The sequence below is a fragment of the Paraburkholderia sp. genome (assembly GCF_036488505.1).
In the GTDB taxonomy this organism is placed as follows: Bacteria; Pseudomonadota; Gammaproteobacteria; order Burkholderiales; family Burkholderiaceae; genus Paraburkholderia.
This window is the reverse complement of record NZ_DASXHN010000430.1, coordinates 1-20586: the sequence shown is the minus strand read 5'-3', so window position 1 is coordinate 20586 and position 20586 is coordinate 1. Positions and strand designations below refer to the sequence as shown.

16 protein-coding genes are annotated in these 20586 nt (G+C 65.1%); 11 read left to right on the top strand and 5 right to left on the bottom strand.

Annotation, left to right across the window (positions count from 1 at the left end; all coding sequences use genetic code 11):
* Positions 1–2 precede the first annotated feature (2 nt).
* The 4 genes from VGH68_RS24935 (at position 3) to VGH68_RS24920 (ending at position 6007) form a co-directional block, all read left to right on the top strand.
* Positions 3–185, top strand: a complete 183-nt coding sequence (locus VGH68_RS24935; protein ID WP_331606378.1) for a hypothetical protein — start codon at positions 3–5, stop codon at positions 183–185.
* A gap of 76 nt (positions 186–261) precedes the next feature.
* Positions 262–507 (top strand): hypothetical protein, encoded by a 246-nt coding sequence (locus VGH68_RS24930; RefSeq protein ID WP_331606377.1) that lies wholly within the window; start codon positions 262–264, stop codon positions 505–507.
* A 443-nt stretch (positions 508–950) separates the two neighbouring features.
* Positions 951–1925, top strand: a complete 975-nt coding sequence (locus VGH68_RS24925) for an ion channel (RefSeq protein WP_331606376.1) — start codon at positions 951–953, stop codon at positions 1923–1925.
* Positions 1926–2419: 494 nt separating this feature from the next.
* Positions 2420–6007, top strand: a complete 3588-nt coding sequence (locus VGH68_RS24920; RefSeq protein ID WP_331606375.1) for an indolepyruvate ferredoxin oxidoreductase family protein — start codon at positions 2420–2422, stop codon at positions 6005–6007.
* A gap of 102 nt (positions 6008–6109) precedes the next feature.
* Here VGH68_RS24920 and VGH68_RS24915 read toward each other — a convergent pair whose 3' ends face one another.
* The gene (locus VGH68_RS24915; protein ID WP_331606374.1) at positions 6110–6811 is read right to left on the bottom strand and encodes a copper homeostasis protein CutC; all 702 of its coding nucleotides are present in this window, start codon (positions 6809–6811) and stop codon (positions 6110–6112) included.
* A 46-nt stretch (positions 6812–6857) separates the two neighbouring features.
* Complete coding sequence (locus VGH68_RS24910) at positions 6858–8126, bottom strand: EAL domain-containing protein (RefSeq protein WP_331606372.1); 1269 nt, start codon at positions 8124–8126, stop codon at positions 6858–6860.
* A gap of 374 nt (positions 8127–8500) precedes the next feature.
* Between VGH68_RS24910 and VGH68_RS24905 the strand changes: the two genes are divergently transcribed.
* Entirely contained in the window at positions 8501–10156 is a 1656-nt protein-coding gene (locus VGH68_RS24905) for a Na+/H+ antiporter (RefSeq protein ID WP_331606371.1), read from the top strand.
* Between the two features lie 79 nt (positions 10157–10235).
* On the opposite strand, the gene VGH68_RS24900 is transcribed toward VGH68_RS24905, so the two are convergent.
* Entirely contained in the window at positions 10236–11543 is a 1308-nt protein-coding gene (locus VGH68_RS24900) for a solute carrier family 23 protein (protein ID WP_331606370.1), read from the bottom strand.
* Positions 11544–11756: 213 nt separating this feature from the next.
* Positions 11757–13289, bottom strand: coding sequence for a sensor domain-containing diguanylate cyclase (locus VGH68_RS24895; protein WP_331606369.1), 1533 nt, complete (start codon positions 13287–13289; stop codon positions 11757–11759).
* Positions 13290–13427: 138 nt separating this feature from the next.
* On the opposite strand from VGH68_RS24895, the gene VGH68_RS24890 reads away from it, so the two are divergent.
* From VGH68_RS24890 to VGH68_RS24865, 5 genes are all read left to right on the top strand, one after another.
* Entirely contained in the window at positions 13428–13727 is a 300-nt protein-coding gene (locus VGH68_RS24890) for a hypothetical protein (RefSeq protein ID WP_331606380.1), read from the top strand.
* Between the two features lie 109 nt (positions 13728–13836).
* A complete protein-coding gene (locus VGH68_RS24885; protein ID WP_331606368.1) occupies positions 13837–14292 on the top strand; it encodes a CHRD domain-containing protein in 456 nt (151 codons plus the stop codon).
* Between the two features lie 458 nt (positions 14293–14750).
* Positions 14751–16106, top strand: a complete 1356-nt coding sequence (locus VGH68_RS24875; RefSeq protein WP_414696984.1) for a c-type cytochrome — start codon at positions 14751–14753, stop codon at positions 16104–16106.
* Positions 16103–16558: a (2Fe-2S)-binding protein gene (locus VGH68_RS24870; RefSeq protein WP_331606366.1), complete on the top strand. Its 456-nt coding sequence runs from the start codon at positions 16103–16105 to the stop codon at positions 16556–16558. Before VGH68_RS24875 ends, VGH68_RS24870 begins: the two co-directional genes overlap by 4 nt.
* On the top strand, positions 16555–18834 hold the full coding sequence (locus VGH68_RS24865) for a xanthine dehydrogenase family protein molybdopterin-binding subunit (protein ID WP_331606365.1): 2280 nt from the start codon (positions 16555–16557) through the stop codon (positions 18832–18834). Before VGH68_RS24870 ends, VGH68_RS24865 begins: the two co-directional genes overlap by 4 nt.
* 295 nt (positions 18835–19129) lie before the next feature.
* On the opposite strand, the gene VGH68_RS24860 is transcribed toward VGH68_RS24865, so the two are convergent.
* Complete coding sequence (locus VGH68_RS24860; protein WP_331606379.1) at positions 19130–19738, bottom strand: DUF6538 domain-containing protein; 609 nt, start codon at positions 19736–19738, stop codon at positions 19130–19132.
* Positions 19739–20060: 322 nt separating this feature from the next.
* Between VGH68_RS24860 and VGH68_RS24855 the strand changes: the two genes are divergently transcribed.
* Positions 20061–20586, top strand: a 526-nt coding sequence (locus VGH68_RS24855; protein ID WP_331606364.1) for an Arm DNA-binding domain-containing protein, incomplete at its 3' end; no start/stop codon positions are given.

Here is a 20586-nt window from a genome sequence, read left to right as displayed (position 1 = left end):
CGATAAGAGAAGTCTCACAGGACACCTGGCAGGGTCTTGTCACACTCGCGCGCGACGAAGGTGAAGCTCGCGCCGATCAGGAAACCACGCTGTACGAAGTCGAGGCCACTTCGTCGACGCCGCAAGAAGCGCTCGAAGAAGCCAAAGCGCTCGCTCATCGAATCCTCGGGGAAATCGAACTGTAGGCCGAACTTCGGCGGGCGCGCCGCGCGTCGTCCGATGCGTCGCGCGCGCCACCGGGCCGGCCGGCTGGAGGCGATCATGGCTGAACAGCTGTTCCAATACGGCGTGTATTCGATACACGTGCGCCCGATCGAACTCAGCGGCGCTCGCTGGGATGCCGAGTACGAAATCCGTCATCGCGACAAGGCCGTCAAATCGTGGACCACGGTGGGCGGCGACGCGGGCTACGCGAACCAGGCCGAAGCGGTCGCCAGCGCGCATCGCCAGGCCGTCGACGATATCGAGCATGGCGCGGGTATTCCGAAACCGCATGCGTTTCCGTGAGCGGCAAGCTGATTCGAGCGTCATGCGGCGCAACGCGCACGACGCGTGTGGGGCAGAGCGCGAGTTTGCTGACTGGCTATGGCTGACCCGGCCGACGAGAGCGGCTCGGGTGGTCGGGACACCATCGCGTAGCTGCGCGGCGTAGCGCCCGGCGCGCGGCGCGACGCGCATGTCATTCGCGCATCGCGCCTCGCGATCACACGCGTAAAGCAAGCCAATTTAGCTTGAAGATCGAGCATCGGTCAGCGGCACTGTCACAGCAGTTCGGCGCCGCGCCGCTCTGCGCCGCGCGACGCCGAAAACGCGCGCGCCAGCCCGGCCGCGGCGTCGCATGGTCGCAACTCCACCGCGTCTCGCCCGGCTAAGGTCACCGCGCCACAATCGCGCTGCGGGCACGATGCCGCGTGCTACGCTGTGGCCCTTTTCATCGTCGCGAGCGCGTGATGGCAAGCGAACCGTCAGACCGTTTTTCAGACCCCGGCGACACCGATGCGGCTGCGCCGAAGCGTCGCGCGCGCGGCAGCCGCGAACTGCGTCTCGACGATCGCGCGATCATCGCGCACGGGATGCCGACGCCGCTGTGGCAGGACCTCTATCACCGCGCGCTGATGGTGCGCTGGCCAGTCTTTTTCGTGTCGCTCGCAGTGCTGTTCGTGCTGCTCAATACGACGTTCGCCGCGCTGTATATGCTCGGCCGCGCGCCGATCGCGAATCAGTTTCCCGCCGGCTTCGGCGGCGCGTTCTTCTTCAGCGTCGAAACGTTGGCGACCGTCGGCTACGGCGATATGCATCCGCAAACGGTCTACGCGCACTGGATCGCGACGCTCGAAATCTTCGTCGGCATGTCGAGCATCGCGTTGGCAACGGGGCTGATCTTCGCGCGCTTCTCGCGCCCGCACGCGAAAATCATGTTCGCGCGCTACGCGGTAATCCGTCCGATCGACGGCCGCATGACGCTGATGGTGCGCTCGGCCAACGCGCGTCAGAACGTGATCGCCGAAGCGCGTGCGCGACTGCGCATCATGCGTCAGGAGACCTCCGCCGAAGGCTATTCGCTGCGCAAGCTCTACGACCTCGCGCTCGTGCGAGACCAGCATCCGATCTTCAAGCTCGGCTGGACGCTGATGCACATCATCGATGAAAGCAGCCCGCTGTTCGGCGAAACCACCGAAACGCTGAGGGGCCGCGACGCGACGCTGCTGCTCACGCTCGAAGGCATCGACGAATCGACGTCGCAAACGATGCTGGCGCGGCACCGGTGGAACTGCGACGAAATCTTCTGGCAGCACCGCTTCGTCGACATCATGAGCGAGCGCGACGGCGTGAGCCATATCGACTATTCGCATTTCGACGAGATCGTGCCGCTCGACACAACGCCGCCCAATCCGCTCGCGACCGCGCGCACGGACAAGCAGTAGGCGCACAGGTCTGGCAAGCACACGTCGCGCAGCGTGCAAGCGCAAGTGCAATGCACGCCGCGACGCGTAGCGCGCCGCGCCGGAGACCCGCCCCGCGCACTGTCAGCGTCAGCACTCGCATTGCGCGAACGACGCGCGCCAAACACCCGCCAACCGCCCATCAAACGCCCGCCGCCAGCACCGCTTACTCCCAGGGCATACCCGAAGTACTTCGCCGCATGGCAAATCCGGCTCAAAAGCGGGCCGAAACGCGCGACTCTTCGCGCCCATTCGTCAGCGGCCGGTTAAAGAAGCAAAAATCCTCTCCAACGCGCGCTAAAAAATAGAGGGTCTTTCCGCCGCGCCCTGCGTGACCCACCACCGCGCGCGGAACAATGAACAACACCTTTCATGCGATCGGGGTGAGTGCTTTGCCTGGGTCGAGTCGGCGCGCTAAAGCGCCAACTCCCGACCGACAGCGAAAGCGCCAACTCCGGCCGACAGGAGATTCGCCCATGACCGCCCGCCAGCCGATCGACGGCACGCCCGCTCTTGCCGACTACCGGCTATCCGACAATCTCACCGCGACGCGCGGCCGGATCTTTCTGACCGGCACGCAGGCGCTCGTGCGCATCGCGCTGATGCAGCGCGCGCTCGACAAAAAGCGCGATCTGAACACCGCCGGATTTATCAGCGGCTATCGCGGCTCGCCGCTCGGCATGGTCGACCAGCAGTTGTGGAAGGCGAACAAGCTGCTCGCCGCCAGCGATATCCGCTTCCTACCGGCGATCAACGAGGAACTCGGTGGCACCGCGGTACTCGGCACGCAGCGCGTCGAGGCGGACCCGGAGCGCACCGTCGAAGGCGTGTTTGCGATGTGGTACGGCAAGGGCCCCGGCGTCGACCGCGCGGGCGACGCGCTGAAACACGGCAACGCGTACGGTTCGTCGCCGCACGGCGGCGTGCTGGTGGTGGCCGGCGACGATCATGGCTGCGTATCGTCGTCGATGCCGCATCAGAGCGACTACGCAATGATCGCGTGGCACATGCCGGTCGTGAATCCGTCGAACATCGCCGACATGCTCGAATTCGGCCTGTACGGCTGGGCGCTGTCGCGCTTCTCGGGCGCGTGGGTCGGGTACAAGGCGATCTCGGAGACGGTCGAATCCGGCTCGACCGTCGACCTCGACGCGCTGCAAACCGAATGGACCGTGCCGCAGGACTTCGACGCGCCCGCCGGTGGTCTGCACAATCGCTGGCCCGATCTGCCGAGCCTCACGATCGAAGCGCGTCTGCACGCGAAGCTCGATGCGGTACGCCACTTCGCGCTCACCAATAGCATCGACAAGTGGATCGCGCCGAGTCCGCACGCGAACGTCGGCATCGTCACCTGCGGCAAGGCGCATCTGGACCTGATGGAAGCGTTGCGCCGGCTCGACCTGACGGTCGCGGATCTGGACGCGGCCGGCGTGCGCATCTACAAGGTCGGGCTGTCGTTTCCACTGGAAATGACGCGTATCGACGCGTTCGTGTCCGGACTTTCCGAAGTGCTGGTGATCGAGGAAAAAGGCCCGGTCATCGAGCAGCAGATCAAGGACTATCTGTACAACCGCACGCAAGGCACCCGGCCGGCCGTGATCGGCAAGAACGGCGAAGACGGCACGCCGCTGCTATCCGCGCTCGGCGAACTGCGTCCATCGCGCATCCTGCCGGTGTTCGCGAACTGGCTCGCCAGGCACAAGCCCGCGCTCGACCGGCGCCAACGCGTCGTCGATCTGGTCGCGCCGCAAATTCTGTCGAACGAGGCCGACAGCGTGAAGCGCACGCCGTACTTCTGCTCGGGCTGCCCGCACAACACGTCGACGAAAGTGCCGGACGGCTCGATCGCGCACGCGGGCATCGGCTGTCACTTCATGGCCTCGTGGATGGAGCGCGACACCACCGGCCTCATCCAGATGGGCGGCGAAGGCGTCGACTGGGCCTCGCATTCGATGTTCACGAAAACGCGCCACGTGTTCCAGAATCTCGGCGACGGCACCTACTTCCACTCCGGCATCCTCGCGATCCGCCAGGCGGTCGCCGCGAAAGCGACGATCACTTACAAGATCCTCTACAACGATGCGGTCGCGATGACCGGCGGTCAACCGGTCGACGGCAGTATTTCGGTGCCGCAGATCGCGCGTCAGGTGGAAGCCGAGGGGGTGTCGCGCTTCGTCGTGGTCAGCGACGAACCCGAAAAATACGACGGCCACCATGGCCTCTTTCCGCAAGGCACGACGTTCCATCACCGCAGCGAAATGGACGCCGTACAGCGCGAGCTGCGCGACACCGACGGCGTGACCGTGCTGATCTACGACCAGACCTGCGCGGCCGAAAAACGGCGTCGCCGCAAAAAAGGTGAATTCCCCGATCCGGACAAGCGGCTATTCATCAACGAGGAAGTGTGCGAAGGCTGCGGCGATTGCGGCGTGCAGTCGAACTGTCTTTCGGTCGAACCGGTGGAAACCGCGCTGGGTCGCAAGCGCCGCATCGATCAGTCGTCGTGCAACAAGGACTACTCGTGCGTGAACGGCTTCTGCCCGAGCTTCGTCACCGTCGCGGGCGGCAAGCTGAAGAAAGCCGCGGGCGCCGCATTCGATCCCCACGCGCTGGCCGCGCGCGTCGACGCACTACCGACTCCCGCCACGCAGCTCGACGCCGCACCGTACGACATTCTGGTGACGGGCGTCGGCGGCACCGGTGTCGTCACGGTCGGCGCGCTGATCAGCATGGCCGCGCATCTGGAAGGCAAGAGCGCGTCGGTGCTCGACTTCATGGGCTTCGCGCAAAAAGGCGGCTCGGTGCTGTCGTTCGTGCGCTTCGCCGCGCGCGACGAATGGTTGAACCAGGTGCGCATCGACACTCAGCAGGCCGACCTGCTGCTCGCCTGCGACATGGTGGTCGGTGCGAGTGCCGATGCATTGCAGACGGTCCGGCATGGCCGCACGCGCATCGTCGTCAACACGCACGCGATCCCGAACGCGAGCTTCGTGCAGAACCCGGACGCGACGCTGCACGCCGACGCGCTAATCGACAAGATGCGTCACGCGGCAGGTGCCGAGCGGATGTCGACGTGCAATGCGCAGTCGCTCGCGACGCGTTTTCTCGGCGATACGATCGGCGCGAACATTCTGATGCTCGGCTTCGCGTGGCAATTGGGGCTCGTGCCGGTGTCGTTCGCCGCGATGATGCGCGCGATCGAACTGAACAACGTCGCGGTGCAGATGAATCAGCTGGCGTTTTCGATCGGCCGCATGGCCGCGGCCGACCCCGCCGGGCTCGAAGCGCTATGGCAGGCGCGTCATCTGGCCAAACCGGCTGTGCGCGTCGATACCGTCGACGAACTGATCGCGCATCGTGAGGCGCGCTTGCTGACCTATGGCGGTGCGGCTTACGTGACGCGCTATCAAGCGCTCGTCGATGCGGCGCGCCGCGCGGAGACGCAGGTCGATGCGACGAGCGAGCGCTTGACGCGCGCGGTCGCGACGACGTTCTATCGGCTGCTCGCGGTGAAGGATGAATACGAAGTCGCGCGTCTGCATACCGATGCCGCGTTCCGCGAAGCGCTCGCAGCACAGTTCGAGGGCGTGCCGGGCAAGGACTTCCGCATCAGCTTCAACCTCGCGCCGCCGACGCTCACGCGTGCGCAACCGGGCGTCGCGCCTGCGAAGAAAACCTTCGGTCAATGGATGTGGCCGGCGCTCGGCGTACTCGCGAAATGGCGCGGTCTGCGCGGCACGCTGCTCGACCCGTTTGGCCGCACGCTCGAACGCAAGATGGAGCGCGAACTGGCGAGCGACTATGAGATCACGTTGCAGCGCGCGCTGATGAAGCTCGACGCGAACAGCCTCGACGATGTCGTGAAACTCGCGGACCTGCATGCGCGCGTGCGCGGCTATGGTCACGTGAAACTCGCGAACCTCGCCGGCGTGAAGCGTGGCGAGCGCGATCTGGCTGCTCGCCTCGGCATCGATGCGGCGACCGGTAGCGCGGTGAAGAAATCGCTCGACGAGATGAAGGGTGCGGGCCAGTTGCGCGGGATTCCGGTGGTGGTCGCGAAGTAGACGTGCATCGCAGCGGTCGATATGTCGACATCGCAACAACAAGAAAGCCGCTCCGGTTTCGTGCCGAAGCGGCTTTTTTTTTCTGCCCGCGAGTTTCACCCTTCAGCCCGACGCCGCATCGAGCAACGCCCTCACCCTGGCAACGTTGGCCGGATCGACAGGCGCGAGACCCTGGCCATCCACGCGCACGCCCGAGCCGAAATGCACGGCCTCGACGCGCGTCGCGCTGACGAAGCCCGCGACCGCATCGATCGTCAACCCCGCGCCTGCAAGCACCGTGCAGTGCGAGCCGGACGCTTGGCGCACCAACTCGCCAATCAGCGCTTGCGCTTGCAGCGCCGATGCTTGTCCGCCCGAGGTCAGCACACTGGTCACCGCAGGGAAATCGAGCAGCACGTCGAGCGCTTCGCGCAGATCGCGCGTTTCGTCGATTGCGCGATGAAACGTGATCGCCAATCCATCGGCGGCATCGCACGCACGTTCGAGCGCTTCGCGGTCGATCGCGCGATGCGCGTCGAGCATGCCGATCACGATGCCGTTCGCGCCCGCCGCTTTCACCGCACGAATGTCGCGCAACATCACCGCATGGTCATCGGCGTCGTAGACGAACGAGCGGCTATGCGGGCGCACGATCACGTGCACCGGAATATCGACCGCCGCGACCACCGCGTCGATCAAGCCGGCGCTTGGCGTCAGCCCACCCTCGCTCATCGCGGTCACGAGTTCGAGACGGTCCGCGCCGCCCGCTTCGGCAGCGCGCGCATCGGCGACGGTCGTCGCAATCACTTCGAGCAGCACGGACATCAATCCAACCCGGTGTCGTTGAAAACGACATCATCGCAGAACCGCGCTACTCGTCGACCCAATCGATATCGCCGCAGAGCACGCAAATCTGCGCACCGACGCGCGTCGCCACCGACAGCGTCACGCACGGCAACGCCTCGTTGATCGACAGATACGGCCGCGTCACATGCACGCGCTCCGGCGCATTGATCGCGACGCTGAAATACGGACGACGCAGCCAGTTCGCTCCCTGCGCATCGGCGAGCGGCAAAAAGCGCGTTTCGTGCGCCGCGCGATCCGCGCGCAGCACGACGTTGCGCCCCGCCTGGCGGCCTTTCGCATCGAGCAGAAAGCAGCGCGCCGCGTGGTCGAGCGCGAGGAAATTCCAGCACACTTCGTCGAGCGGTTCGCCCGCCGCCAACCGCTCGGCGGCGCGTTCGAACGCGCGCAGATACGGCGCGAGACGGCTCGCGCCACGGCGCTCGCGCGCTTCGGCCTGCTCGCGATAACGCTCGGTGACTTCGCCGATGCAGGCGGCCGCCTGCGCGGCGTCGGCAAGACCCGGATTGGGCCGGCCGAAGAAAAAGCCCTGCACGAAGTCGGCGTTGCAGGCGAGCGCCATTTGCGCTTCGTGCTCGGTCTCGACGCCTTCGATCAACACCAGCTTGCCCGACTCGTGCAGCATCGACACGAGCCCCGGCAGGATCGTCGCCATATCGGCGCGATGCGCGGCGTGCGACAGCATGATGCGGTCGAGCTTCACGATATCGGGATTCAACTGCCAGATCCGCTCGATGTTCGAATGCCCGGCGCCGAAGTCGTCGAGTGCGATCAGGAAGCCGCGCTCGCGGAACTCGCGCACCGCATCCGCGAGACGGTCCAGATCGCCGGCGCGCTGATCGAGCACTTCGAGCACGACGCGCCGCGGCGACAACTCGAGCCGCCGCAGATTCGCGAGCAAGGCCGCCGCGAGATACGGGTCGGTCAGCACGCCGGGATGCACGTTCAGAAACAGCCATTCGCGCTCGGCGCCGAGCATCCGGAAGTTTTCCAGATGGAGCGTCTGCGCGAGCCGGTCGAGTTGCAGCGCGTCGCCGACGCGCGCGGCTTCGCCGAACACGTCGAGCGGCGACACCGCGCGATCGAGCACATCGTGCGCGCGCAGCAGCCCCTCGTAGCCGACAGCCCGCATATGCGACAGGCTGAAAATTGGCTGGAACACGCTCGTGAGCGTGAGCTCGCCATGCTGGACCGAATAGCGATGAAGCCCCGAGGTCACCTCGACCTCGAAGCCGTGCGGCGCGCTCGCCGCTCTTTCCTGTTGCGCTATCGTCATGCAATCCTCTCACGCAAGAACCGGCCGCTTCGAACGTGGCCGCGGGCCGGCGGCGACTCTAAAAAATGTGCGTCATCGGTACGTGTTAAGCAAGCTCCATGCGCACGGTGGCGCACATAGCACGGTAATTCGGCCGAAACTCCGCACCGGCGGCACGGAGCGTGCTCCGCCCGTGGGCGCGGGATGCACCGGGGCGGTGCGTGAGTGGTGCCAGCCGCATACGCGTGTCGCGCGAACGCCGGGGCGCCGCCGCGTTTCGCGGGGCTACACTCGACCCTGCGCGTTAGGCGCTTCGCATCGTTCGCTTCCATCACGCGAGCGATCGACGCAGCGCCTGCTCCAACGCAAGCCCTCGATCATCCCCGGAACACCCGATGGAAATCGTCTTCACCGTCCTGATCCTGCTGCTCGCGGTCGCGGCCTCCGGCGTGCTGACCCGCTCACTGCCGTTCAAGCTGCCGCTGCCGCTCGTGCAGATCGCAATCGGCGCGCTGCTGGCCTGGCCGCGCCTGAATTTGCACGTCGCGTTCGATCCGGAAATCTTCATGCTGCTGTTCATCCCGCCGTTGCTGTATGCGGACGGCTGGCGCATTCCGAAGCGCGAATTCTTCATGGCGCGCCGCGCGATCCTGATGCTCGCGCTCGGCCTCGTGTTCATGACGATCCTCGCGGTCGGTTATTTCGTCCATGCGCTGGTGCCGCAAATCTCGCTGCCAGTCGCGTTCGCGCTGGCTGCCGTACTGTCGCCGACCGACGCGGTCGCGCTCACCGGCATCGCCGGCAAGGGCAGGATTCCGGCACATCTGATGCACATCCTCGAAGGCGAAGCGCTGATGAACGACGCGTCGGGTCTGGTCGCGCTGAAGTTCGCGATCGCGGCCGCGCTGACTGGCGCGTTTTCGCTGCGCGACGCGTCGATCAGCTTCGTGATCATCGCGCTCGGCGGCCTCGCGGTCGGCGCGGCGGTGAGCGCGCTGTTCAGTTTCGTGTCCGTGCGTTTTCTGAGCCTCGACGAGGAAGGCGACCCGGCGCCCGGCATCGTGATGACGCTGCTGATTCCATTCGCCGCGTATCTGTGCGCCGAGCGCTTCGGGGTGTCGGGCATCCTCGCCGCGGTGTCCGCCGGCATGACGATGAGCTACGCAAGAATCGCGAACGCGTGGCAGGTGTCGTCGCGGGTGCGTGCGGCCAGCACGTGGACGATGATCGAGTTCGTGTTCAACGGCATGGTGTTCATCATGCTCGGGCTGCAGTTTCCGCACATTCTCGGCAGCGCGCTGCTCGACGCGCACGAAACCAGTGACGCGCAAGTGGGCCTGCTGATCGGCTACGTCTTCGCGGTGGCAATCGCGCTGTACGCGATGCGCTTCGTGTGGGTATGGCTGCTGCGCTGGTTCGCGAGCCGCGCCGCCGCGAGGCGCGGCGTCGCGAACGCGGTCCCGGGGCTGCGCATGGTGTCGGTGACGACGGTGGCCGGGGTACGCGGCGCGTTGACGCTCGCGGGCGTGCTGTCGCTGCCGCAACGCCTGCCGGACGGCACGCCGCTGCCGGGGCGCGATATCGCGATCTTCATCGCATCGGGCGTGATCCTGTTGTCGCTGCTGGTCGCGCTCGCCGCGTTGCCGGTATTGCTGCGCGGCTGGCGGCGCGGCAAGGACCCGCATGCGGCCGAGGAAGCGCTGGCCCGCACGCTCGCCGCGCAAGCGGCGATTCGTGCGGTCGATCAGATGCACGACACCGAATGCGCGCACCTGGAAGAATCGGCGGCGGCGTACGCGGCCGATGTCACCGCGCGCGTGATGGACGTGTACCGCCGCCGTCTCGCGACGCTCGATCGCGAACAGGAACGGCGCGAACTCGCGCGCCGCGCCGACGCGCTCGAATTCCGCATGAAGCTCGCGGCGATGCGCGCGGAGCGCCGCGCGCTGCTCGATCTGCGCGGCACCGAGCAGATCAACGACGAGACGTTGAACAAGCTGATGCGAGAGGTCGATCTGTCGGAGACCGCGCTGACCGCGCGCAAGCGGTAGGACGCTTGCCGCTCATGCTTGCCGCTCATGCTTGCCGCTCATGCGGGCAAGCAGCCGGCCTCGACCGGCAAGCTGAACTTCAGGCCACCGGCCCTTGCGCCGGCTTCCTTCTCAGCAGCGCATACAGGATGATCGCGCCGAACGTCGCGGTGCCGATACCGCCGAGCCCGAAGCCGCCGAGCTTCAGCGAAAAGTCGCCGGCACCGAGCACGAGCGTCACCGCCGCGACGATCAGATTGCGGTTATCCGAGAAGTCCACCTTGTTGACCACCCAGATGCGCGCGCCGGTCACCGCGATCAGCCCGAACACGACGATCGACACGCCGCCGAGCACCGGCCCCGGAATGGTCTGGATCACCGCGCCGAACTTCGGCGAGAAGCCGAGCACTAGCGCGATCACCGCGGCGATCACGAACACCAGCGTCGAGTAGATTTTCGTCACCGCCATCACGCCGATGTTCTCCGCATAAGTGGTCACGCCGGTGCCGCCCGCGAAGCCGGATGCGATGGTCGCGAGCGCATCGCCGAGAAACGCGCGGCCGATATAGCGGTCGAGGTTCTGTCCGGTCATCGCGCTCACCGCCTTGATATGACCCAGGTTCTCGGCGACGAGGATCACCGCGATCGGCGCGAGCAGGCTCATCGCGCGCGGATCAAATACCGGCGACGTGAAGTGCGGCATGCCGAACCACGCGGCGTTCGCGACGATCGAGAAGTCGATCGGCTTGCCCATGCCGAGGCCGTTCGTCACGATCGCGTAGATCACGTACGCGAGCAGCAGGCCGATCAGGATCAGCAGACGCTGCAGCATGCCGCGCGCGAACACCGCGACCGCGCCGACGCACAGCACCGTCACGAGGGCCATCCACGAATCGAAGTTGCTGCCGCTCACGCCATGCACGGCGATCGGCGCGAGGTTCAGGCCGATCACGCAGACGATCGCGCCGGTCACGACCGGCGGCATCAGCGTTTCGATCCAGCCGGTGCCGACCGCCGACACGATCAGGCCGATCACACCGTACGCGACGCCGCACGCAATGATGCCGCCGAGCGCGAGCGCAATATTCGGATTGGCGCCGTGGCCGCCGTAGCCGGTCACGGCGATCACGAGGCCGATGAACGCGAAGCTGGAACCGAGGTAGCTCGGCACGCGGCCGCCCACCAGCACGAAGAACAGCAGCGTGCCGATCCCCGACATGAAGATGCACAGGTTCGGATCGAAGCCCATCAGCAGTGGCGCGAGCACGGTTGAACCGAACATCGCGACGACGTGCTGGATGCCCATCGCGAACATCTGCGGCCACGCGAGCCGTTCGTCGATGCCGACGATGCTGCCCTCGGCGGCGGCGGGCTGGCGGCGCCAGCGGGGGAAATAGGACTCGGCCATCGCGGGGGTTCTCCTCTGGGGTCGGCGCATGGGTGGGCGGCTCACGCGCTATCGCGTGGCGGCCGCAGGTTAGGCGCGAGTCTACGGAGAGCAATAAGGACTGACAAGGCCGGCTCAAAAGCGCGGCAGAAAAGCGGGGTTGACAAGCGGGGTTCAAAAGCGCGACCCGGCGCTGGCACGCACCCGATGCTCGATAAGCAGGTGGACCAGCGGTCAATCGGCGCGCTGCTGCTGGTTGTCCGGCGTGACGGCGTCGCCATCGGGTTGCGCGGCATCCGCCCCTGCCCGATAGCTGACCGCGCGGTTGCGTCCCGCGTGTTTCGCGCGATAGAGCGCTTCGTCGGCGGCATCGACGATCGCGCGATGCGTCGGGAGCGCCGGGCCGTGAGCGGTCGCCGTCCCAACGCTCACCGTCAGCACATGATGCGCGCTCGCGACATGGCGGCACTGCAACGCCTCGACCGCCGCGCGAATCTTCCCGGCGATGCACAGCGCGCCCGCCTCGTTGGTCTCGGGCAGCAATACCGCGAACTCTTCGCCGCCATAGCGCGCCGCCGTGTCGCCCGGACGCCGCACGCTCTCGCCGATACAGCGCGCCACGCCGATCAGTGCTTCGTCGCCCGCCGAATGGCCGTACAGGTCGTTGAAGCCCTTGAAATAGTCGACATCGATCAGCAGCAGCGACAGCGGCAAGCCGCTACGCTGCGCGCGGCGCCATTCTTCGTTCAGGTGCTCCTCGAAGCTGCGGCGGTTGTTCAGCCCGGTCAGACCGTCGGTGCGCGCCAGTTCGCGCAGTTCCTCTTCGGCCAGGCGACGGCGCCGCAACTGCTGCGAGAACAGGATCGCGAGCGCGATGATCGTCACGTCGAGCGCGCCGATCAGCGTGCCGATGACCCACGCGCGCCGTCGCCATTGGGCGTAGATGTCGTGCGTCGACAACGCGACATCGAGGATCAGCGGATAGACGTCGATATGGCGGAACGCGTACCAGCGCTCGACGTGGTCGATCGCCGCCATGCCGAAGAAGTCGCCGCTCGACCGCTGGATGAAGCGCGTGTAGTTGGCGGTGCCGGCCAGGTTGATGCCGATTATTTTCGGATCGAAGGGACGCCGCATCAGCATCGTGCCGTCCGCGAGCATCAGCGCCATCGAGCCGCTCGGCCCGAGCTTCATGCCGTCGAATAGCCGGTGGAAATACGTGAGGCGCAACGTGCCGACCACCACGCCGCCGAAACTGCCGTCCGGCCGCGAAATGCGTCGGCTCAGCGCGATGCGCGGATCGTCGACGCCGCCACCCGGGCTGTACGGATGGCTGATGAAGAGGCCGGCGTCGGCTGAATCGCGGTGCGCCTTGAAATAGTCGCGGTTGGCAAGATTGACGGGCGTTGCAACCACCCCCCGCGAATCGAAGCGCACGTTGCCGTGTTCGTCGAGTACGAATACCGAGCCAATGTCTTTTGCGCTGATCGAGCCGTCGAACAGCACCATCTGGCGCATCGCCGGCGGCAGCTCGAGCACGCCGGGCTGCTTCAGCCCGTCGATTACCGCGCGCAGCGACAGGTCGTAGATTTCCAGATTGCGCGACACATCGCGCTCGACCAGCAGCGACACGTTGAACACCGCGTCCTGCGCGCGCCGCAGTGCGTCATCGCGCATCTGCGCAAGCAGCAGCGCAGCGATCGCCAGAATCGCGCCCGCTAGCACGATGCTGATTGCAATCACGGCGTTCGGTCGGCGCGTCACCATTCGCTGTTCGTTCTGACATGCGCTGAACCACGCGCGTGGGAGAAACGGCCGCGCCTCGGTAATTACCCTGAGTGCGCAACCTGTGAACCGCTAGGGTAGCAGACGCGGCCGACTCGCCAACGGCCGAAAAGGCCTGCTTTGTTCGTTTGTTCCGCTGCCAGCAATGCAGACCAAGGATTTGATCGCGACCCTCGGCGGACCGGGCTCCGCGACGGCTCGACGCTCGCCGGTGAAGCGGGCAAGACGATGAGCGAAGTAACGCTGGCCGTTGTGCGCGAGACCGGCACCATGGCCGAGATCGCCGCGGCATCGACTGAACACAGTCGCGGCATCGAGCAGGTGAATCTCGCGATCACCGGATCGCCGGCTGGCTTCACAACGAACGTCTATACTCGGCGAACGCTGACTCCTCGGGTCTCTCGCCTGAGGGCAGCGTGAAGCACAAAAGCAGCACCAAGCGTCAGCAAGCTGAAAAAATCGTTCGGAACCCGCAGCCGTGGCACGACGCGCGCGTCGTCCCCGTCCTGCTCCACTGGAGAAAATACAAATGGCTATTTCGACAACACGGCGAGCGCTTTTTTCGGCCTTGATCGGCGTCGCGTGCGCGGGCGCATTGGGCATCGCGCAGGCCGCACCGGTCTCGTTTACGGTGCCGCTGACCGGCGAGCAGCAGGTGCCGCCGGTGCAGACGCAGGGCAGCGGCAGCGCCGCATTGACCTATGATCCGGCAACCCGGGTGGTGACCTGGAACGTCACCTTCAGCGGCCTGTCGAGCGACGCGACGATGGCGCACTTCCACGCGCCGGCGCCGGCCGGCAAGAATGCCGGCGTCGCGGTCTGGATCTCCGAGAAAGGCAAGCCGGTCGCGAGCCCGATCACCGGCCAGGCGACGTTGACGGCCGAGCAGGCGAAGGAATTCGAAGCCGGCGATATGTATGTCAACGTTCATACCAAACAGAACCCGAACGGCGAGATCCGCGGCCAGGTGATGCCGCCGAAATAATCCTCGATCGCGTGCTCGCGGCGCCCGGGCAGCCGGCCGGCGCCGCGCATCCGATCGATACCGCTGCTTGCGCTCGCCGCAGCGCAGTCATCGGCACGACACCGATGCGGCAAAACTCAGTGCTCGGCAAGAACGCCACCGCGCCGTGTTCGAACGCCCTGCCAACCATGCCTTCGATCCGGCGAACCCAAGCCGTCACGGTGCGACCGTAAGACCACTTCCAGATCGCCGACGCCGAGCGTTTGCAGACTGATTCGTGGCTTCATTCCAGCGCCGTCGATACCTGCTTGTCGTTGGATTGCATGCGCGCCTATCTTGCGCGCCAGACACGCGTCATCTTCGCGCCACTTTCGCGTCATCGGCGTCCTTCATAGCGCCGCTGACACATTGAACGAAAGCACGATCACGTCTTCGTGTGCTATACATTGCGGCGAGTTCGAGGCTTCGACGGGGACGCGATGGGCAACAGAAGGATCGGGTTGGCGGCATCGTTATTGATATGCGCTGTGCTCATCGCAGTGACGTGTTACTGGCTCGTCGATCCGCAATCCGCGTCAGCGGCCAATGCGACGGCAGCGAACCCGGGGCCGCCTCCCGCCGATCAGATGGCGTTGCTCAAACACGGCGCGAATCTCGCCGCGATCGGCGACTGCGCGGTCTGTCACACGGCAAAGCCCGATGCGCCTTTCGCGGGCGGTCGTCCACTCGCGACACCGTTCGGCACCCTCTATTCGACCAACATCACGCCCGATCGTCAGACCGGCATCGGCGCATGGACACTCGCCGACTTCACGCGCGCGATGCGGCGCGGCGTGTCACGTGACGGCCATCTGCTCTATCCAGCCTTTCCATACCCGCACTTCACGCACATGACGGATGCCGACATCGCCGCGCTTTACGCGTATCTGATGTCGCGCGATGCGGTGCAGGCCACCGCGCCCGCGAACCGGCTGATGTTTCCGTTGGCTTTCCGTCCGCTGCTCGCGGTATGGAACCTGTTGTTCCTGCACCCCGGTGTCGAAGCGGACGGCACGGCGCAGGCGTCGACTTCATCACCACCCGCGTCACCCGACGCACAGCTCGCGCGCGGCAAATATCTGATCGACGGGCCCGCGCATTGCGCCGCGTGCCACACGCCGATGAATATGCTGGGCGCGGAAAAGAGCGGCGATGCCTTCGGCGGCAACGTGATCGAGGGCTGGGAAGCGCCTGCATTGACCACGCTGATGGACGCGCCCCAGCCGTGGACGCACGAACAGCTCGTCGCGTATCTGCGCACCGGTTTAGCCACCCAACATGGCGCGGCGGCCGGCCCAATGCGCGCGGTCACGCAGTCGCTCGCCGATGCGTCGGACACCGACGTCGATGCGATGGCCGCCTACCTGCTGTCGCTGCAAAAGCCGGCGAGCTCGCCTGCCGCTGCAACGGCGCATGCGGTGCAGACCTCGCAAACGAATCCAGCACCCGCCGACAACGCGCACATCCGCAATGGCGCGGTGCTGTTCGTAGCCGCGTGCGCGTCGTGCCATGCAACGCATGCGCCGATGAGCACATTCGGCGGCCGGCCATCGCTCGCGCTCGGCACGGCCGTCAACGCGCAAGATCCACGCAACGCGCTGCGGATGATTCTCGACGGCATTCCCGCCGAGCGCAGCGCGCGCGGCGTCTATATGCCAGCGTTCGCCAGCACGTTCACCGACGCGCAGATCGTCGACATCGCCGCGTTCCTGCGTGCGAACTTCAGTAGCCAACCGGCGTGGGCGCTCGATGAATCGCACGTCGAGCGGCTGCGCAAGGAGAACCACGAACCATGATCACGCTGACCGTGAATGGCGTGTCGCATCAGCTCGATGTCGATCCATCGACGCCGCTGCTGTACGCATTGCGCAACCAGCTCGGCCTGCACGGCGCCAAATATGGCTGCGGCCTTGGGCAATGCGGCGCATGCACGGTCATCGTCGGTGACCAGCCGGTGTTCTCGTGCCTGCTGCCTGTCGCGGCCATCGGCACGCGGGCGGTGCGTACGATCGAAGGACTCGGCAGCACGGAAAAACCCGGCAAGCTGCAGCAGGCGTTCATCGATCAGCAGGCGGCGCAGTGCGGCTACTGCATCGCCGGCATGGTGATGCGCGCGCAGGCGCTGCTCGAACGCGTGCCGTCACCCAGCGATGAACAGATCCGCGCGCACATGGAGCCGAACTTGTGCCGCTGCGGCACCCATATGCGGATCCTTGCCGCGATCCGTCAGGCGGGGAGACCCGCATGAAAGACACGCGCATGAACGACATTGGCACCCGGCCCGACAATGCCAGCCGTCGCCGCTTTCTGGCGGCGGGCAGCGTGATGGTCGGTTTCACGCTGCTGCCGGCGGCGCGCGCGCTCGCGCAGACCACGACGACCGAAGCCGGCACCTTCACCGCGGCCGCGCCGAATCTGCCTGGCAGCCTGAAAACGTCGCCGCTGCTCGACGCATGGGTCAGGATCGACGAGACGAGCCGTATCACCGTGTTTACCGGCAAGGCCGAACTGGGCACCGGCATTCGCACCGCGTTCATGCAGATCGCCGCCGAACAGCTCAGCGTGACGCCCGAGCGCATCACGCTTGTCACCGCGGACACCGAAGCGACGCCGAACGAAGGCTACACCGCGGGCAGCCATTCGACCGCCGACAGTGGCACCGCGATCGCCCATGCGACCGCGCAGGTGCGGGCGCTTCTGCTCGAAGCCGCGGCAACGCGACTGAACGTCGACGCGGCGACGTTAACGGTGGAGAACGGCGAAATCGTCGCGGGCGATGGCCGTCGCCTTGGGTTCGGCGAAGCGGTCAGCGGCGTCGATCTGCATCGCAATGCGCAGCCTGGCGTGCCGACCAGGGATCCGCATACGTTCAGGATCATCGGCCAGTCGGTTCATCGGGTGGATATTCCGGGCAAGGTGACGGGCGCGCCATCCTATGTGCAGGACCTGAAGCTGCCCGGCATGGTGCATGCGCGCGTGGTACGGCCGCCGTCGTACGGGGCGACGCTGAAGTCGGTGGAGCTCGCACCGGTACGCGCGATGCCCGGTGTGATCGCTGTCGTACACGACGGCAATTATCTGGCGGTCGTCGCCGACGACGAATGGCGCGCGATCCGCGCGATGCGCGCGCTCTCGGATGCCGCCAAATGGCAGAGCGGACCGCCGCTTCCGGCCCAGGCGACGATCCACGAGACACTGCGCAAACTGCCCGCGCGGGAGATCGCGGTGGCGAACACGAGCGGTGCGGCAGCGCCCGCCGTGCGCACACTGCAAGCGCGCTTCACGAAGCCGTATCTGACGCATGGTTCGATCGGACCATCGTGCGCGCTCGCGTGGCTCGACAACGGAAAAATGACGGTGTGGACTCACACGCAAGGCGTTTTTCCGATGCGCAAAGGGCTGGCCGAAATGCTGTCGATGCCGCTTGAGAGCGTGCACTGCATTCATGTCGAGGGCTCCGGCTGCTATGGCCACAACGGCGCCGACGACGTCGCCGCCGACGCCGCGTTGATCGCGCGCGCGGTGCCGGGTAGACCGGTTCGCGTGCAATGGATGCGCGAGCAGGAACACACGTGGGAGCCGTTCGGACCGGCGATGTCGACCGAGCTCAGCGCGTCGCTGGATGCGAACGGGCAGATCGTCGACTGGAGGTTCGAAATCTGGAGCAACACGCATAACAACCGCATCGAGAATGCCGGGCGTTTCATGCCGACATGGTTGCTGTCCAAGCCGTTCACGCCCGCGCCGCCGAAGCCTATCCCAATGCCGGAAGGCGGCGGCGACCGCAACAGCATTCCGCTGTATCGCTTGCCGAACGTGTATGTGCAGTACCACTTCTTGCCGGACATGCCGGTTCGCGTATCGGCAATGCGCTCGCTCGGCGCATATCACAACGTGTTTTCGATCGAGAGCTTCGTCGACGAACTGGCGCTTGCCGCGCGGATCGATCCGGTCGAATTCCGTCTCAGGCATCTGGACGATCCGCGTGCACGCGCGGTGATCGAACGGGCCGCGCAACGTTTCGGCTGGCCGCACCGCGGGCACGTCAGTGCACCGTTGCGCGGCGTCGGTTTCTCGTTCGCGATGTACAAGAACCTGATGGCGTACTGCGCGCTGGCGATCGAGGTTTCCGTCGAACGCGAAACCGGGTACGTGACGATAGAACGCGTGGCGTGCGCGATCGATTGCGGACAGATCGTGAACCCCGACGGCGTGCGCAACCAGGTCGAAGGCGGCATCATCCAGTCGGCAAGCTGGACGCTATTCGAAAGCACGACGTTCGACGAGCACACGATCACGAGTTTCGACTGGAGCACGTATCCAATCCTGCGGTTTTCTTCGGTGCCGAAGGTGATCGACGTCGATCTGATCGACCAGCCGGGCGCGCCATTTCTCGGCGTGGGCGAAGCATCGCAAGGGCCGATGCCGGCCGCGCTCGCGAATGCGATTGCGAACGCGACCGGCCAGCGCTTCAGGGATCTGCCGCTGTCGCCTGAACGGTTGCGCGCGGCGTTGCGGGTGTAGTGAATAGCTGGCGGAGAGATCGAGGCGCAGATGTGGCAGTCGGTCCATCTCCGTCGATGGCGGTCTCACATGCAGTAAGCGTGGTCGAGCGCAATCGACAGGAAAGCACTGCTTTGCCCGATTGCGGCCCACATGCGCTCCACGCCAAACGGTCCTGGACAACTCGCAGTTCGTCATTCAACGACGAAGCCATAGAGCCTCGCGGCGTTATCCAGCAAAATTCGATGACGAATTGCGGCACAGTCGGTCCATCGATTCAAACTCGCAACGAGATTCGATGGTTGCGGGCCTGGGATCATCGAAGCTCGTCGCCAACGCCTCGCGGGAAAAGATCGAGCGCCGCACGCATCTTTCCTTCTGTCCTACCCCGCCATACTTTTTTAGCCAGCTTGAATCGAGCGAACTCTTCAATCGCGTCCGACAGCATCACGCACGGCTGCACGCGCTGCCTTGATTCGGCGGACCCGATAGCGGACTCAAGTGCTTGCGCGACAGCGTTCGCGTGTGCAGCCTGCGCGGCCCCCAACATGCGGCGGTGCTCGGACTCCATGCGGAACTGGTCGGACTTCATCCGAGAAACCTGCTGCTCCAGTTCTTCCCGCACTTCCATATCTCGTGCTTGGCGCTTTCGATTCTCGATGACTGCGCGCAGCGCTGCTTGGACGTTCTCGTCCACCCCTTCCCCGCCCATAGCCTTCAACTCCTCGAAAAGCCGCTGTAGCGCGATTCTGAGGGTCTGGGCGCTATCGGCGGCATGCCGAACGCTGGCTGTGCGCAGACTGCGGTAGATCTCCGCCTGTCCGATGTTTGGGCGCAAGTCTACCGGAATGGTTAGCCGGAAATACAGCGTGCCGTAACGGTTGCGGTGAAGATGTGTGGGAAGTTTGAAGGCCGCTCTCCGGATTGATTTGGGACACCAATTCGGGACGCCGAGCCATATCCTGCGACGATTTGAGCAAGATTGCCTTGCCCATCAATGAGAGAAAGATTCGTGGGAGGAGGAGGATCGAACTCCCGACCTTCGCATTGCGAATACGAACAAGTCGACATTTCTTGAGATGGATTTAGATTGACATAGATCCGCAAGCCATTGTATTACAACGATAATTTTCCCATCAACTGCATATTAATGTTGATCGACATACCTCTACTGCCGCATAATTTGGTTACATGGCGGGTTACATGGGCGGTTACACGAACCACCGCCCACATAACGAGGAGGTTGGATGGCGAAGGTCAATTTCACGGCGGCTCGTGTAGAAGCGCATCGCTGCGAACCCGGCAGATTCACCGAAAAGGGAAACCCCGTAGAGCAGTCGTTTCTCTGGGACAGCAAGACTCCCGGACTCGGCTTGCGGGCCACGGTTGCCGGAGCGAAGTCTTACATTTTCCAAAGCAAGATGCATGGTTCGACCGTACGGATCACGATCGGCGATCCGAGGAGTTGGACGATCGATCGAGCGCAGGAACGAGCGCGAAGTCTCCAGACGCTCATCGACAGCGGCATCGATCCGCGGGAACATGAGGCCGAGCAGAAGGCAGCGCACGAAGCGCGGCAGACAGCCAAGAAGCGTCAAGACGTGACGGTCGGCGAAGCATGGAAACAGTACCTCGAGCACCTTCGCACGAAGATTTCCCCGAAGACGAAAAAGCCTCGATCGGCAAGGTACATCATCGACCACATAAACCTTTCCTCGCCGGGCGGCGGCATCGCCAAACGCGGTGGCAAAGAAAAGGTACGGGGACCGTTGG

Bases quoted from the DNA above. Each gene is read 5' to 3' on its own strand.
- VGH68_RS24930 (WP_331606377.1), top strand. From the start codon at position 262: ATGGCTGAACAGCTGTTCCAATACGGCGTGTATTCGATACACGTGCGC.
- VGH68_RS24925 (WP_331606376.1), top strand. From the start codon at position 951: ATGGCAAGCGAACCGTCAGACCGTTTTTCAGACCCCGGCGACACCGAT.
- VGH68_RS24920 (WP_331606375.1), top strand. From the start codon at position 2,420: ATGACCGCCCGCCAGCCGATCGACGGCACGCCCGCTCTTGCCGACTAC.
- VGH68_RS24915 (WP_331606374.1), bottom strand. From the start codon at position 6,811: ATGTCCGTGCTGCTCGAAGTGATTGCGACGACCGTCGCCGATGCGCGC.
- VGH68_RS24910 (WP_331606372.1), bottom strand. From the start codon at position 8,126: ATGACGATAGCGCAACAGGAAAGAGCGGCGAGCGCGCCGCACGGCTTC.
- VGH68_RS24905 (WP_331606371.1), top strand. From the start codon at position 8,501: ATGGAAATCGTCTTCACCGTCCTGATCCTGCTGCTCGCGGTCGCGGCC.
- VGH68_RS24900 (WP_331606370.1), bottom strand. From the start codon at position 11,543: ATGGCCGAGTCCTATTTCCCCCGCTGGCGCCGCCAGCCCGCCGCCGCC.
- VGH68_RS24895 (WP_331606369.1), bottom strand. From the start codon at position 13,289: ATGGTGACGCGCCGACCGAACGCCGTGATTGCAATCAGCATCGTGCTA.
- VGH68_RS24885 (WP_331606368.1), top strand. From the start codon at position 13,837: ATGGCTATTTCGACAACACGGCGAGCGCTTTTTTCGGCCTTGATCGGC.
- VGH68_RS24875 (WP_414696984.1), top strand. From the start codon at position 14,751: ATGGGCAACAGAAGGATCGGGTTGGCGGCATCGTTATTGATATGCGCT.
- VGH68_RS24870 (WP_331606366.1), top strand. From the start codon at position 16,103: ATGATCACGCTGACCGTGAATGGCGTGTCGCATCAGCTCGATGTCGAT.
- VGH68_RS24865 (WP_331606365.1), top strand. From the start codon at position 16,555: ATGAAAGACACGCGCATGAACGACATTGGCACCCGGCCCGACAATGCC.